Here is a 14775-nt window from a genome sequence, read left to right on the forward strand (position 1 = left end):
TTCAGACCCTGTAAGGAGCAAGAGATGGTGCCCATTATCAAGGCGAATGTCGGCAGGACGAACTGGCCACTGATGGCGGCGAAAGCCGTGGCGGCTGCAGCGGCGGCATTGGCCTGCGGCATCGCGGCCGCGCAGGCGGATGCGCCAAAGTACGGTGGCACGCTTGAGGTCGGATCGGTCTACCCCACCATCTCGGCGTTGTCCTGGGATCTGGCGGACTGGAACTGGAAGCAGAACTACGACACCGGTCAGGTCTATGAACAACTGTTTGCCGCGGATCTCTCAAAGTCGCGCCGCAACGGCGGAAAGTACGCCTTCCAGGCCGATGCCTGGCTGCCGCCGGACGCGATCCGGGGCGAGCTGGCCGAAAGCTGGAAGTGGATCGACCCGCTGACGCTCGAGGTCAAACTGCGCAAAAACGTCCGCTTCCCCGCGAAGCCGGGCGTAATGGAAGAACGGGAGCTGACGTCGGAAGATGTGCTGTTCAGCTACGGCCGCATGAACGCAAGCGCCAAGAAGATCCCCAGCTACTACGACTACCTGACCAAGGTCGAAGCACCGGACAAGTACACGGTCATCTTCCGCTTCAAGGAATTCAATGCCGAGTGGGACTATCGCTTCGGCTGGGGCTACTACTCCGGCATCATGCCCAAGGAGGTAGCCACCGCCGGGGCCGCGAACTGGAAGAACGTCACCGGCACCGGCCCGTTCACGCTGAACCAGTTCACGCAGGGCAACTCCACCACCTATGTAAAGAACGCGCAGTACTGGGACACGGACAAAATCGGCGGCAAGGACTACAAGTTGCCGTTCGTCGACAAGATGGTGCTGCGCACCGTCAAGGATGAGGCCACGCGCAACACCATGCTGCGCACCGGCAAGCTCGATGTGCTGGAACTGGTGCGCTGGACTGCCGTGGACGAGCTCAAGAAGAGCGCACCGCAACTCAAATGGTCGAAGTGGCTCTCGTACACCGGCCAGTACCTGGCGCTGCGCGTCGATACCAAGCCGTTCAACGACATCCGCGTGCGCCGCGCTCTCAATATGGCGGTCAACAAGCAGGAGATCGTCAAGCAGTACTACGGCGGCAACGCGGAGCTTTTCGCCTACCCGCAGCATCCCGACTACGGTGGCTACTTCGAGCCGCTGAGCACGATGCCGGATTCGGTGAAGGAGCTGTTCACCTACAACCCCGAGAAGGCGAAGAAGCTGCTGGCGGAGGCCGGCTATCCGAAGGGCTTCAAGTTCAAGGTTCAGGTATGCGCCTGCAACCAGGACCACATGGAGATGCTGCCGCTGATCGGCGCTTACCTGGAACAGGTCGGCGTGAAGATCGAGATCCAGCCGATGGAGTACGGCGCGTACCTGTCCGCGATGACCACGAAGACCAATGCGCCTGGCTACATGATGGCGAATGGCCATACGAATCCGACCACCACGTTGCGCAAGAGCTTCGTGGCCGGACAGGTGTGGAACGCCTCGCAATGGAATGATCCGGCCTTCACGGCCCGCGTCGACCAGGCCTTCCAGATCCGCGACGAAGGCAAGCGCCAGGAGGCGATCCGCGCCATGACCCGCGACATCGTCGCGCAAGCGCCGTACATCTGGCTGCCGACGCCCTACGTATTCACCGCCTGGTGGCCGTGGGTCAAGAACTACGACGGCGAACTGCGCGCTGGCGCCGTGCGTAGCGGCCCGATCTACGCGCGCGCATGGATCGATCAGGAGATGAAGAAGAAGCTTGGCTTCTGATCCGCCGCAAACCCGCCCCTCCAACCACCTGAGCGTAACCATGACAGAGCCCATTCTGCAGGTGAGAGACCTGACCACGCGCTTTCGTACCGACCGGGGCGTGGTCACCGCCGTGGACCGGGTCTCCTTCGACGTGAACGCGGGAGAGACGCTCGCGATCGTCGGAGAATCGGGATCGGGCAAGAGCGTGACCGCGTTGTCGATTCTCGGCCTGATTCCGCAACCGCCGGGCGAGATCGCGTCCGGTGAGATCCGGTTCGAAGGCAAGGATCTGCTCCGTCTCAAGCCCGCCGAGATGCGCGCCATCCGGGGGAACCGGATTGCGATGATCTTTCAGGAGCCGATGTCGTCGATGAATCCGGCGCTCACAGTTGGCAAGCAGATCGCGGAGCCAATTCGCATCCACGAGCACCGCCCCTGGCGCGACGCCTACGACGAGGCCGTCGCGCTACTGGCCCAGGTGCAGATCCCCGAGCCGCGCAGCCGCGTGCAGGCGTATCCGCACCAATTCTCGGGCGGGATGCGGCAGCGCGCGATGATCGCGATGGCGTTGGCCTGCAAGCCGAAGCTGATCATCGCCGACGAGCCGACTACCGCGCTCGACGTCACTGTGCAGGCGCAGATCCTGGACCTGCTGAAGACGCTCGCGCAAAAGTCCGGTACGGCGCTGATCCTGATCACGCATGACCTGGGTGTGGTGGCGCGATACGCGGACCGCGTCGCGGTGATGTACGGCGGCCGCCTGGTGGAGATGGCCTCGGCGGAAGCGCTTTACCGCCACCCAGCCCACCCATACACGCGCGGGTTGATCGCCTGTGTGCCCCGTCTGGATGGCGACACCAGCCAGCCGCTGGTGCCGATCGACGGCCAGCCACCAGATCTGACCGCGCTCGGGCAGGGCTGCGCGTTCCGGCCGCGCTGCAAGCTGGCCAACGAGACATGCGATCAGGCGCCGCCCCCGCTGCGCGAGATCTCCCATCAACACCTCAACGCCTGCTTCCTCCATGACGCATACTGAAACACCGCTTGCGGCGTGCCCCTCGCAGAGCGTCGCGCCCCCAAGCCGCCCCGGCAGCGCATGTCCAGACCCTGCTGTCACCGCGGCTTCGCCGTCCCCGGTCGCTTCAGCCGTGGATCCGATTCTTCGCGTCGAAAACCTGAAGGTGCACTTTCCGGTTACGCAAGGCGTGCTGTTCAAACGCCAGGTTGGCACCGTGAAGGCCGTCGACGGCGTCTCGTTCACGCTCAATCGCGGCGAGACGCTGGGGCTGGTCGGCGAAAGCGGCTGCGGCAAATCCACCACCGGTCTGGCCATCATGAAGATGCTGCCAGCCAGTGACGGCCGCATCCTGTTCGATGGCGAGGACCTGGCTGGCTTCAAGGGTCAGCGGCAGAAGCAGTTCCGGCGCTCCGTGCAGATGGTCTATCAGGACCCGTTCGCATCGCTGAATCCGCGCATGAAGGTCCGTGACCTGATTGCGGAACCGCTCGAGGTACACGGCATGGCCGGCGACCGGCAAGCCGTGCAGACGCGCGTGAGCGAGTTGCTGGACATGGTGGGCCTGCTGCCCTATATGGCGGACCGCTACCCGCACGAGTTCTCCGGCGGCCAGCGTCAGCGCATTGGCATCGCACGCGCGTTGGCGCTGGAGCCGAGCCTGATTGTCTGCGACGAGCCCGTGTCGGCCCTGGACGTCTCGATCCAGGCGCAGGTGGTCAACGTGTTCATGGAGTTGCAGCGCACGCTCGGCCTGTCCTATCTGTTCATCGCGCACGACCTGGCGGTGGTACGGCATATCAGCGATCGCGTTGCCGTGATGTACCTCGGCCGCATCGTGGAGATCGCCACGCGCCGTCAGCTCTACGCCTCTCCGCTGCATCCCTACACCCGGGCGCTGTTGTCGGCCGTGCCGGTCGCCGATGTGGAGACCGAGCGACGGCGCCAGCGAATCGTACTGAAAGGCGAAGTGCCGAGCCCGATGAATCCGCCCTCAGGCTGCCGCTTCCACGCGCGCTGCCCGATGGCAATGCCGCAATGCCACAACGACGACCCGCCGTTGCGCGACCGAGGCGACGGGCAGATGGTTGCCTGTCACCTGGCCGAGTGAGTGGGTGGTGGGTGGGCTGTCGGGTGATTGGCCCGCATGGCCGGACTTTAACGCAACAACCCCACCATCATCGGACGCACGAACAGGTCGGCGGCATTGTCGGCGTCGGCATCGCGCACCCAGCGGCGGAGTTCCACGGCCGCATTGATCATGCCATGCACTTGCAGCGCCGCAATCGCCTGGTCCAGTGGGCGCACCGAGCCGTCCTGCATTCCCTGCACCAGGAGGCGGACGAAACGGGTGGACAGTCGCGCCATGTCACGCATCTTCGCGATCCGCATCTCCTCTGGCAAGGCGCCATAGATCGTCAGCCGCAGCAGAGGTCCCTGGCTGGAGAACTGGTAATGCACCAGCGCGCGCGATACCGCGCAGAGCTTGTCCCATCCCGTGCCGGGCAGGTCGTCGACCAGCGTCTGGGTGTTCCGGATCACCGTGGACATGCGGTCGAAGCACGCCGAAATCAGGTCGTCCTTGTTCTCGTTATGGTGATAGAACGCGCCCTTGGTCAGGTTCAGCCTTGCGGAGATCCGGTCCGCAGACGCCCCACGGTATCCCTGCTCGTTCAGCAGTTCCGTGGCGGCTCGCAGGAAGGCCTGCTGCGTCGTCTCCGGCTGCGCAAGCGCCGGGAGCAGCGCCGTCACGTCGCACTCCGCCTGCCACGCCGACTTTGGCCCCGCGATGCCATTCAGGACGATGTCCGCCAGCGTTTGCGCGATCTTTGGATAGTCATCGGTTTCATATCGATCGATCCAGCCGGCAGCTCCGCTGGTCAGCGACCACAGCAGGTGCGCGCGGGCACCCAGCGCGCTGCGCTGAGTGGGATCACTGGGCAAGGCGTCGCACAGCAACCCACGGACGCGCCGGAACATGTCGTTAAAGGCGGCGAAGGCGACCTCCACATGGCTCTCGGGCAAGGCGCGAATCTCGCGCAGGCTCATCAGTTCGGGCTTCTCGCCCACTGCGGTCCGCGCCAGCCGTGCCACGAACAGCGTGATGAAGGCCCGGGCGCGTTCGCTGGGGCTATCCGCTTGCGCCGCCCTATCGACGAGACCGCTCGTCTCCGCGATGGCGCGCATCAGGCAGGCCAGGACCAGATCCTCTTTTTTTCGGTAGTAGTACGTGACGCTGTTGGTGCTGAGCCCCACCTGTTGCCCGACGTCGGCCAGGGTCGTGCCGCGCACCCCCTTGCGGTTGAACAGTGCCGCAGCAGTATCGAGAATGACTTCGCGCTTTTCGACGTAACGGCGGGTCTGCCGAGCTTCCGATTGGTCCGTGAGCATAAGCGGTTGGGCACGCAGGGGGCGCGGGCCTGCAGGTTGGGTGCTGCGGATTATATGTGAGTGACTCGTGGGCGAAGAGCGGTTCCGCGCCGGTCGAGGATCGGCACATACTTTCCGGTTATCGAACACATGGTATGTACGCTCTTGATTGATAGCATTAAGTTTTCTGATACGCGATGTATTTTTAGAAATCGTGGTTTGCAGGAAGCCAGTGGTGCTGCTACGCTTGCCGAGCCACATCCGCCCCCGGCGTCAAGGCGTCGCCCGCATCGCGCGCCGCCTTGCCCCACACCCATCACGACCTCCCGTGCAGAGAGACTTCTCATGAGCGACATTGTCAACTACGAACTTCGCGGCCCGGTTGCCGTGCTTTCGATGAACAAGGGGCCGGTCAACGGTCTTGGCGCGGCACTGCGCACGGCCATCGCCGATGCGGTGGATCGGGCCAACGCGGACCCGGCCGTGCAGGCCATCGTGCTGACCGGTACGCCCCGCGCATTCTCAGCCGGTGCCGACATCACCGAGTTCGGAACGCCCAACGCCTCGCGCGAGCCCAATCTGCGCGTCGTGATCGACCAGATCGAGGGCGGCGCCAAGCCGGTGGTTGCCGCGATCGCCGGGCAGTGCCTGGGCGGTGGACTGGAACTGGCGTTGGGTTGCCACTTTCGCGTTGCGCTGCCGGACGCCCAGTTGGGCTTTCCGGAAGTCAAGATTGGCCTGCTGCCCGGTGGCGGCGGCACGCAGCGCATGCCGCGCCTGATCGGCCTGGAGCCGGCCGTCAACATGGTGACCCTCGGCAACCCGGCTCCCGCCAAGAGTTTCGCGGGCACGCCGCTGATCGACCGTGTGGCCGATGGCGACGTGGTTGCCGCCGCGGTGGCATTCGCCCAGGAGCTCATCGCAGCGAAGACGCCACCGCGCCGCACCCGCGCACTGAGCGTCAGCCACCCGCAAGGCGAGTCTTTCCTGCAGTTCGCCCGCAACAGCGTGGCGCAACAAGCCAAGGGACAGATCGCACCGATGAAGGCGCTGGAAGCCGTGGCCGCATCGTTGACCAAGTCTTTCGACGAAGGAATGCGCGTGGAGCGCGAAGGCTTCATGAGCCTGATGGCCTCGCCGGAGTCGCGCGCGCTGCGCCATATCTTCAAGGCGGAGCATGCTGCGTCGAAGATCGCCGATCTGCCGGCCGGCACGCCGCTGCGCGAGATCAGGAAGGTTGGCGTGATCGGTGCCGGCACCATGGGCGGCGGCATCACGATGAACTTCCTTAACGCCGGGATTCCCGTCGTACTGCTGGAGATGAAGCAGGAAGCGCTGGACAAGGGGCTGGCAACCATCCGCCGCAACTACGAAAACTCGATGAAAAAGGGCAAGCTCAAGCCCGAGCAGGTCGAGCAGCGCATGGGGCTGATCACCGGCACGCTGAGCTATGCAGACCTGTCCGATGTGGATCTGGTCATCGAGGCCGTGTTCGAGAACATGGACGTCAAGAAGACCGTGTTCGAAACGCTGGACAAGACATGCAAGGCCGGCGCCATCCTGGCGTCGAACACGTCGTACCTGAATCTCGACCGCATCGCTTCGTTCACCAAGCGGCCGACCGACGTGATCGGCCTGCACTTCTTCAGCCCGGCCAACGTGATGCGCCTGCTGGAAATCGTGCGCGGCGCGCAGACCGCGCCCGACGTGCTGGCCACCTGCATGGCGCTGGCGAAGAAGATCAAGAAGATCGCCGTGGTCTCCGGCGTGTGCGACGGCTTTATCGGCAATCGCATGCTGGCGCGCTACGGAGCCGCCGCCGGCGCGTTGATCAACGCCGGCGCGCTACCGCAGCAGATCGACGGGGCGCTGCAAAAATTCGGCATGGCCATGGGCCCATACCGCATGGGCGATCTGGCGGGCCTGGACATCGGCTATGCCACGCGCAAGCGCAAGGCTGCCGAGGCCGGCGTACCGCTTCGTCCGTCGGTGGCCGACAAGCTGGCCGAGGCCGGCCGCTTGGGCCAGAAGACCGGCGCCGGCTGGTATCGCTATGAAGCCGGCAATCGCGACCCGATCCCGGACCCGGCCACTGAAGCCCTGATCGCCGAATTCCGCAGCGCCCAGGGCATCACGCCGCGCGCTATCAGCGATGAAGAGGTAGTGGAGCGCTGTATCTTCGCCCTCGTCAACGAAGGCGCACGCATTCTGGAGGAAGGCATCGCCGCACGTGCCTCCGATCTGGACGTGGTCTATCTCAACGGCTACGGCTTCCCCCGACTGCGCGGCGGCCCGATGCTGTACGCCGACATGGTGGGCCTGCCCAACGTCGTGCGGAGCCTGCGCCGCTTCGCCGCCGAACCGGGCGCCGACCCGGCCTGGCAGCCTGCGCCGCTGCTGGTGCGCCTGGCCGAAGCAGGCAAGAGCTTCGATTGACCCGAGCGATTGGGGTCGATCCTGCCTATCCTGCCGATCTGGTCCGTCCGGCGCGACAGGCAGCGTTGAGTGCCGAAGCGGGGGGCAACGCCCTTTCCGCTTCGGCGCCCGGCATTAGCTTATGAAAAAGAAATTCTTCTAACGGGAACGGCCCGGGTATACCCTCGCACTCTTTCATTGCCTGACCCCGAACATGCCGTCGATTGTGTCTGTTTCGTCTCTTCAACGCCTGCTGGCCGGCATCGCCCTGGCTGCCGCGCTGGTGCCGGCCGCCCACGCCCAGAATCCCCAGAGCCCGGTCCTTGATCGCATTCGCGACAGCGGAACGATCACGCTTGGCTACCGCGAATCCGCCCTGCCGTTCTCGTTCGGCGACGACAAGGGACAGCCGGCCGGCTATGCCGTCGACCTCTGCCTGCGCGTGGCCGAAGCCGCCAAGGAGAAGCTCGGGCTCAAGACCATCAAGGTGCGCTGGCTGCCGCTGACGCCGCAGAACCGGGTTCCGGCCGTGGTCAACGGCCTGGTCGATCTCGACTGCGCACCGAATACCAATACGCTGGAGCGCCAGAAGCAGGTAGCGTTCAGCGTGTCGCACTATGTGTCGACCGTCCGCATGCTCGTGCGCGCCGACTCGGGTATCAAGTCGTTCGATGACCTGCGTGGCAAGACCGTGGTGACCAGCGCCGGCTCCACCGGTGACCGCCATGTGCGCCGCCTGAAGGCCGAGTACGGCTACCGCGATGTCTACGCGAAGGACCACGGCGAATCGTTCCTGCTGCTGGAAACCGGCCGCGCGCAAGCGTTCGTCATGGATGACGTGCTGCTGGCCGGCCTGCGCGCGAAGTCCAAGGATCCGTCGCAGTATGTGATCGTCGGCCCGGCGCTGTCGGTCGAACAGAACGCGTTGATGCTGTCGAAAGCCGATCCGGAATGGAAGCGTCTGGTCGACCAGACGCTGGCCAAGACCTTCACCAGCCCGGACGTCGCGGCCATGCAGAAGCGCTGGTTCCAGCAGCCGATCGGCACGCGCGGCACCAATCTGGCGCTGGCCCCGTCGACGGAAGTCCTGCAGGCGTGGAAGCACCCCTCCGACGTTGTGACGGAATAAGCGCATTCCGGGGGGCTCCCCCCGGAAAACCCCTGAGTTGACGGCCCAACCGGCCTTGGACACACTGGCTTGAGCGCGTCTTTACCTCCCGGTAACCCGTGCATCAAGCGAAATAACGCGAACCGCCGGAAAGCGGCATCACTCAGGAGAATTCCATGAACAAGCTTATCGCCACCGCTATCGCGCTGGGTCTGGCCACTGCCTCCGTGGCTGCCGTCGCGCAAGACAAGAAGCAGTTCGACCCGTACTCGCAAGGCGCGAAGGCCGGGCAGAAGTTCGATACCTATAGCGAGGGCGCCAAGTCAGGGGACAAGTTCGACCCGTATTCGCAGGGCGCGAACAAGAGCACGCGTGCCGACCTGACCGATCAGTCGACCCAGTCGACCGACACGACCAAGAAGTCGAGCAAGAGCAGCAAGAAGGCGACCAAGAAGCCGACAGCCTCGAACAACTGAGCACCCCGCGCACGGGCCCGAATCGGGTCCGCGCAAGTAAAAAGCCTCGCAGATGCGAGGCTTTTTTTGTGCCATTCAGCGACCATTCAGCGGCGCACGGCGAAGCAGGACGAAACGACCTGCTTCGCGCCGCGCGCGCCTTACTTGCGCTTGAGCTGGGAGATATCGCGCACCGCGCCGCGATCCGCCGAAGTAGCGAGCGCAGCGTACGCCTGCAATGCCTGGGACACTACGCGCACACGATCCACCGGCTCCCACGCCTTGTCACCGCGCGCCTCCATGGCTTCGCGACGGCGCGCCAGGGTTTCGTCCGACACCGCCAGGTGCATCTTGCGCTGCGGAATGTCGATCTCGATGAGATCGCCGTCCTCCACCAGGCCGATCGTGCCGCCTTCGGCGGCTTCCGGCGAGGCATGTCCGATGACCAGCCCGGACGACCCACCGGAGAACCGACCGTCGGTAAACAGCGCGCAGGTCTTGCCCAGGCCCTTCGACTTCAGGTACGACGTGGGATAGAGCATTTCCTGCATGCCCGGGCCACCCTTGGGACCTTCGTAACGAATCACGACAACGTCACCAGCCACGACCTTGTCGCCCAGAATGGCGTCGACGGCTTCGTCCTGGCTTTCGAAGACACGGGCGCGCCCGGAGAAGACCCATTGCGATTCGTCCACGCCAGCGGTCTTGACGATGCAGCCCTTCTCCGCGAGGTTGCCGTAGAGCACGGCGAGACCGCCGTCCTTCGAATACGCGTTCTGCTTGTTCCGGATGCAGCCAGTCTTTCGGTCGGTATCCAGTGACTCGAAGGTGGCCGCCTGGCTGAACGCGACGGTCGTCGGAATGCCGCCCGGCGCAGCGCGGAAGAACTTCTGCGCGTCCTCGCCCGCACCACCAACGACATCCCACTGGGAAATGGCATTGCCAAGCGTGCCGCTATGCACGTTGCCGCACGACAGATCCAGCAACTCGGCACGCGCCAGCTCGCCGAGAATGCCAAGGATGCCGCCCGCGCGATGCACGTCTTCGATGTGGTACTTGTCGGTGGCCGGTGCGGCCTTGCACAGGCACGGCACCTTCCGCGAGATGCGATCGATGTCGGACATCGTGAAATCGACACCGGCTTCCTGGGCTGCCGCCAGCAGGTGCAGCACGGTATTGGTCGAACCGCCCATGGCCACGTCCAGTGCCATGGCATTCTCGAATGCCGACTTGGTAGCGATGTTGCGCGGCAGGACCGATGCGTCCTCTTCCTGGTAGTAGCGGCGGCACAGGTCCACGACCAGGCGGCCCGCCTGTTCGAACAGGCCCTTGCGCCATGTGTGGGTGGCAACGATCGTGCCGTTGCCCGGCAACGCCAGGCCAATCGCCTCGGTCAGGCAATTCATCGAGTTCGCCGTGAACATCCCCGAGCAGGAACCGCATGTCGGGCAGGCGCTGCGCTCCACTTCGGCCACTTCAGCGTCGCTGACCTTCGGGTCCGCGGCCTTGATCATGGCGTCGATCAGGTCGATCTTTGCGATCACCTGGCCGTCCGTTGGGGACTTGACCTTGCCGGCCTCCATCGGGCCGCCGGAGACGAACACCACGGGAATGTTCAGCCGCATCGCGGCCATCAGCATGCCCGGGGTGATCTTGTCGCAATTGGAAATACAGACCATGGCGTCGGCGCAATGCGCGTTGACCATGTATTCCACCGAGTCGGCGATCAGCTCGCGCGAGGGCAGCGAATAGAGCATGCCTCCGTGGCCCATGGCGATCCCATCGTCCACCGCGATCGTGTTGAATTCCTTGGCCACGCCGCCGGCCGCTTCGATCTCCTTCGCAACCAGCGCGCCGAGGTCGCGCAAATGGACATGGCCCGGCACGAACTGGGTAAACGAGTTCACCACGGCGATGATGGGCTTGCCGAAATCGCCATCCTTCATCCCGGTGGCGCGCCACAAGGCGCGAGCACCCGCCATGTTCCGGCCGTGCGTCGAAGTTCGTGATCGGTACTCAGGCATCTCTTTCCTCGGATCTTGCAGTTGTGGGGTTGTAATTGGACACAGGCCAGCCAGGGCGCCGGTATGCGGCGGCCGGGCAAGCCATGGCCGCCAGCCGCACATTTGCGCATGGCGGAAAGGCGAAATAATGCGGGAGCACCGGTGAGACGTCCAATATATTTTTTCGCCACAACAAGGTCGAAAAAAATATCAATGGACGAGCGTCCAGACAGACCGGACTTGGGTGGCAGGCAGATAAGACGTCGCCGCCATCAAGGATGGCGGGCATTGCCAGTGCAATCAGTCAGTGGTCACGGAAGCGCCCGCGACCGTTTCAATGACCGTGTCGATGTCAATGGGAGTCCTCATCCCCGGTCAGCTCCAGCGCCGTGACATTGACCTTCTGCACCTTGTTGTTCTGGCGGATCTCCGTGCGTAGCACGAACGCCTCGGTCGGGCAGTACCAGTCAGTCACGTGCAGGACGCTCGGTTCGAGTTGCAGCAGTTCGTCGCCAATCATCAACGGCCCGAGCGACGTGCGCTTCTCATAGGTAATCGGCATGCATTCCTTGCGGCCGAGCACCGTGTCGATCATCTGCTTGCGGCCCACGTGGCGCGAGCCAACGATGATCGAGGCGTGCTGCGCCTGCATGGTGCCGACCATGTCGTCGGACCCGAGCGGATAGATCTTGAGGTCGACGGCGGACTGGAAGGTCTCGCCTTCCAGCGTCGTGTTCTCGCGAATCGTCATGCCGGCGTAGTTGAAAACCCCGCTGCCTGTAAACGACGCCCCACCGAACATCCGGGCGTATCGGGCCTGGGCGTTGATCGTGGCATTCCGGCTGTCGATCCGGGTACGGGTGGAGTTTCGGTCGATATTGATCTCGTGGACCTGATCCATCACCACCGGCGGCCCCATGAGGGCGGAAAGCGCCGACTTCGACCTTACTTCGAGCTGGGCACTACAGCCCCGCGCGGTGCGCATGACGTCACGCAGCGTCATTGTGATGGACATCGGCATGGTGCCATCGCCTTCCATCTGGACGCGAGCGCCGGACCGGAACCAGGGCGCGTCGCAGAGCTGGGGACCGACGGGCGCCGCCTCGGCGGCGGATGCGCCATCGGTCACAGGCGCGGCCATCGGCTCGGCCGAATCCGCCAGTGCATTACCAAGCACTCCTAACAGCAAGATCGATAGCAAGGCCGATTTCATCGAGGTCACCCGGGTTCGAGCGTCGGCATCCTCCGGCGCAGCCGGCCGACGAGTCATGAGTATTGCGCGAAATGCCCTTGAAAGAAATGGCCGGACTCATGTCTGATACATGGCCGATCCGGCCGAAACCACGACCCCGGTGTGCTGTCGTGCTACCATTGCGCGCCCGTGCCCCTCGCGGCCGGGCCCAGGCGATGCCGGGCGCTCGGGAGCCCGATCGGTATTGCCGGTTCCTGGGGCTTATTCAAAGCCTGTTGTCCACCAAGTCGGGTCTTGTCGCGTTGTGGGGAGTTCGCCACACGCCGGCCGTCGTATCGCGTCCGGCTTCCGGCCATTTCAGGAGATTTATGCGTAGTTCCTCGCCCTCGCGTCACGACGGGCTGCCCCCGGGCATGATCGCCCCAGTGGTGCTGGTCGTCATCGCGGTATTGCTGGTCTGGTTCGGCACGCTCGATGCCCGCCACCTGCTACGCCCGGACGAGGGCCGATACGCAGAAATCTCGCGCGAAATGTTCGCCACGGGCGACTGGGTGACGATTCGCTATAACGCACTCAAGTACTTCGAGAAGCCCCCCTTCCATATGTGGGTGACGACGATCGGCTACGAACTGTTCGGCGTCGGAGACTGGCAAGCCCGGCTCGCCGTGGCGCTGTCCGGCCTTGTTGGTCTCGTGGTCACCATGATGGCCGTAATCCGTTGGTATGGCGCGCGTGCCGGGCTGCTGGCCGGGCTGGCGTTGCTGGCCATGCCGATGTGGAGCGTCACCGGCCATTTCAATTCGCTGGACATGACCCTCTCGGGTGCGCTGGCGTGCGTGCTGGCCTTCATGCTGCTGGCCCAGCACCCCGATGCGTCGCCGGCGGCCCGCCGTGGCTGGATGCTGGCCTGCTGGGCGGCCATGGGGGTGGCGATCCTGACCAAGGGTCTGGTGGGCATCGCCCTGCCCGGCCTGGTGCTGGTGGTCTACACCCTCGTGACACGCAACCTTGCCCTGTGGGGCCGCCTGCACCTGGTGAGCGGCATCCTCGCCATGCTCGTGGTCACCGTGCCCTGGTTCTGGCTGATTTCCTCGCGCAACCCCGAGTTTCCGCATTTCTTCTTTATCCACGAGCACTGGGATCGCTATACCTCGACCGTGCATTCGCGCAAGGGATCGATCTGGTATTTCGTACCGCTGCTGCTGGCCGGGACGCTGCCCTGGCTGGGCCTGACCCCGCGCATGTGGACCGCGGTGAGCGAGCGCGCTGGCGCGGTGCGCGGCATGGGCGCCAAGCCGTTCCAGCCCGCCCTGCTGGCATTCATCTGGTTCGCGGCGATCTTCGTGTTCTTCAGCCTGTCCGGCTCGAAGCTGCCCGGCTATATCGTGCCGGTGTTCCCGGCGCTGGCCATCCTGGTCGCCGTGGCGCTGGAACAGATCAACGAACGGTCGTGGCTGCGGCAGATCAATGCGGTCACGGTGCTGTCGGTGGCCGGCATCGTCGCTTCGCCGTTCGTCGCCACGCTCGGCAACGAGACCAACCCCAATGCCGTGTTCCGCGTCTTCGCCATCTACGTTGGCGTGGCGTTTGCCGTACTTTTGATCGGAATGGTGCTGGCGCGCCGCCTGCTGCGCGCCTATGGTCTGCTGCCAAGCATCACCGCCTTCTCGCTCGCCTTCTTCCTGACCTGCACCATTGCCCTCATGGGCCACGAAGTGATGGGGCGCCGGGCATCAGGCGTCGACCTGGTGCCGGCCATCAAGGCCGTGCTCAAGGACGACATGCCGCTCTATGGCGTGGGTGTTCTGGATCACACGCTGCCGTTCTACCTGGGCCACACGCTGGTCATGGTGGCGGCCCCGGACGAACTCGAATTCGGCACCCAGCAGGAGCCGGACAAGTGGATTCCCACCATGGACGGCTTCATCGCCAAGTGGCGTGACGGCCAGCCGGCCCTCGGCATCATGTCTCCGGACACCTACGATAGTCTGGCGGCCAACCACCTGCCGATGTACGTGGTGGCTCGCGACGTGCGCCGCGTGGTAGTCAGCAATTTCCCGCCGCCGGCCGCGCCGGCACCGTCGCCCAAGGACTCCAGAACCGCGCCATGACGCTATCGACCTTCGCCTTCATCTTTACCGGCGTGCTGCTCAACGCCTGCGCGCAGCTCCTGCTCAAGGCCGGTGTCAACGCCGTGGGCGCGATCACGATCGATCGCGCCACGCTGTTCACCACGGCTTTCCGCGTGCTGACCCAATGGCCGGTCATCGGCGGCCTGACCCTGTACGTGGTAAGCGTGGCGGTATGGATTGTCGGCCTGTCCCGTGTGGACGTGTCGATTGCCTACCCGATGCTCTCGCTCGGCTACGTGGTCAACGCCCTGGCGGCGTGGTGGCTGTTCGGTGAGATGATTGGCCCCTTGCGCGTCGCCGGCATCCTGCTGATACTGGCTGGCGTTTTCCTGATTGCCCGCTCCTGACGAT

The 14775-nt window shown here is 64.4% G+C and carries 11 protein-coding genes; 8 read left to right on the plus strand and 3 right to left on the minus strand.

The genetic code is table 11. The annotated features are described in order from the left end of the window. Nucleotides 1-24 precede the first annotated feature (24 nt). The 3 genes from RMET_RS23575 (at nucleotide 25) to RMET_RS23585 (ending at nucleotide 3860) form a co-directional block, all read left to right on the plus strand. On the plus strand, nucleotides 25-1752 hold the full coding sequence (locus tag RMET_RS23575) for an ABC transporter substrate-binding protein (protein ID WP_011519026.1): 1728 nt from the start codon (nucleotides 25-27) through the stop codon (nucleotides 1750-1752). 40 nt (nucleotides 1753-1792) lie between these two features. Then, on the plus strand, nucleotides 1793-2770 hold the full coding sequence (locus RMET_RS23580; protein WP_008648527.1) for an ABC transporter ATP-binding protein: 978 nt from the start codon (nucleotides 1793-1795) through the stop codon (nucleotides 2768-2770). A 112-nt stretch (nucleotides 2771-2882) separates the two neighbouring features. Beyond that, nucleotides 2883-3860: an ABC transporter ATP-binding protein gene (locus RMET_RS23585; RefSeq protein WP_011519027.1), complete on the plus strand. Its 978-nt coding sequence runs from the start codon at nucleotides 2883-2885 to the stop codon at nucleotides 3858-3860. A 47-nt stretch (nucleotides 3861-3907) separates the two neighbouring features. Here RMET_RS23585 and RMET_RS23590 read toward each other — a convergent pair whose 3' ends face one another. Beyond that, nucleotides 3908-5140 carry a TetR/AcrR family transcriptional regulator gene (locus RMET_RS23590; RefSeq protein ID WP_029309893.1) on the minus strand — a complete coding sequence of 411 codons (1233 nt, stop codon included), beginning with the start codon at nucleotides 5138-5140 and terminating at the stop codon, nucleotides 3908-3910. Nucleotides 5141-5464: 324 nt separating this feature from the next. On the opposite strand from RMET_RS23590, the gene RMET_RS23595 reads away from it, so the two are divergent. The 3 genes from RMET_RS23595 to RMET_RS23605 all read left to right on the plus strand — a co-directional run bounded on the left by RMET_RS23595 (nucleotide 5465) and on the right by RMET_RS23605 (nucleotide 9118). Further along, complete coding sequence (locus RMET_RS23595; protein WP_011519029.1) at nucleotides 5465-7555, plus strand: 3-hydroxyacyl-CoA dehydrogenase NAD-binding domain-containing protein; 2091 nt, start codon at nucleotides 5465-5467, stop codon at nucleotides 7553-7555. 193 nt (nucleotides 7556-7748) lie between these two features. After that, nucleotides 7749-8663: an amino acid ABC transporter substrate-binding protein gene (locus RMET_RS23600; RefSeq protein ID WP_011519030.1), complete on the plus strand. Its 915-nt coding sequence runs from the start codon at nucleotides 7749-7751 to the stop codon at nucleotides 8661-8663. Between the two features lie 155 nt (nucleotides 8664-8818). Next, a complete protein-coding gene (locus RMET_RS23605; RefSeq protein WP_008648536.1) occupies nucleotides 8819-9118 on the plus strand; it encodes a hypothetical protein in 300 nt (99 codons plus the stop codon). Nucleotides 9119-9258: 140 nt separating this feature from the next. Here RMET_RS23605 and ilvD read toward each other — a convergent pair whose 3' ends face one another. Both ilvD and RMET_RS23615 read right to left on the minus strand, forming a co-directional pair. Beyond that, nucleotides 9259-11121 (minus strand): dihydroxy-acid dehydratase, encoded by a 1863-nt coding sequence (gene ilvD / locus RMET_RS23610; RefSeq protein ID WP_011519031.1) that lies wholly within the window; start codon nucleotides 11119-11121, stop codon nucleotides 9259-9261. 331 nt (nucleotides 11122-11452) lie between these two features. Continuing rightward, nucleotides 11453-12313 carry a hypothetical protein gene (locus RMET_RS23615; RefSeq protein WP_008648539.1) on the minus strand — a complete coding sequence of 287 codons (861 nt, stop codon included), beginning with the start codon at nucleotides 12311-12313 and terminating at the stop codon, nucleotides 11453-11455. 347 nt (nucleotides 12314-12660) lie between these two features. Between RMET_RS23615 and RMET_RS23620 the strand changes: the two genes are divergently transcribed. Together RMET_RS23620 and RMET_RS23625 are read left to right on the plus strand one after the other, a co-directional pair. After that, a complete protein-coding gene (locus tag RMET_RS23620) occupies nucleotides 12661-14403 on the plus strand; it encodes an ArnT family glycosyltransferase (protein WP_011519032.1) in 1743 nt (580 codons plus the stop codon). Beyond that, a complete protein-coding gene (locus tag RMET_RS23625) occupies nucleotides 14400-14771 on the plus strand; it encodes a DMT family transporter (protein WP_008648542.1) in 372 nt (123 codons plus the stop codon). The genes RMET_RS23620 and RMET_RS23625 overlap by 4 nt, the downstream gene beginning before the upstream one ends. Nucleotides 14772-14775 lie beyond the last annotated feature (4 nt).

Source organism: Cupriavidus metallidurans CH34 (assembly GCF_000196015.1).
Classification (GTDB): Bacteria; Pseudomonadota; Gammaproteobacteria; order Burkholderiales; family Burkholderiaceae; genus Cupriavidus; species Cupriavidus metallidurans.

Coding starts and splice junctions, on each gene's coding strand:
- RMET_RS23575 (WP_011519026.1), top strand. CDS start 25: ATGGTGCCCATTATCAAGGCGAATGTCGGCAGGACGAACTGGCCACTG.
- RMET_RS23580 (WP_008648527.1), top strand. CDS start 1,793: ATGACAGAGCCCATTCTGCAGGTGAGAGACCTGACCACGCGCTTTCGT.
- RMET_RS23590 (WP_029309893.1), bottom strand. CDS start 5,140: ATGCTCACGGACCAATCGGAAGCTCGGCAGACCCGCCGTTACGTCGAA.
- RMET_RS23595 (WP_011519029.1), top strand. CDS start 5,465: ATGAGCGACATTGTCAACTACGAACTTCGCGGCCCGGTTGCCGTGCTT.
- RMET_RS23600 (WP_011519030.1), top strand. CDS start 7,749: ATGCCGTCGATTGTGTCTGTTTCGTCTCTTCAACGCCTGCTGGCCGGC.
- RMET_RS23605 (WP_008648536.1), top strand. CDS start 8,819: ATGAACAAGCTTATCGCCACCGCTATCGCGCTGGGTCTGGCCACTGCC.
- ilvD (WP_011519031.1), bottom strand. CDS start 11,121: ATGCCTGAGTACCGATCACGAACTTCGACGCACGGCCGGAACATGGCG.
- RMET_RS23615 (WP_008648539.1), bottom strand. CDS start 12,313: ATGAAATCGGCCTTGCTATCGATCTTGCTGTTAGGAGTGCTTGGTAAT.
- RMET_RS23620 (WP_011519032.1), top strand. CDS start 12,661: ATGCGTAGTTCCTCGCCCTCGCGTCACGACGGGCTGCCCCCGGGCATG.
- RMET_RS23625 (WP_008648542.1), top strand. CDS start 14,400: ATGACGCTATCGACCTTCGCCTTCATCTTTACCGGCGTGCTGCTCAAC.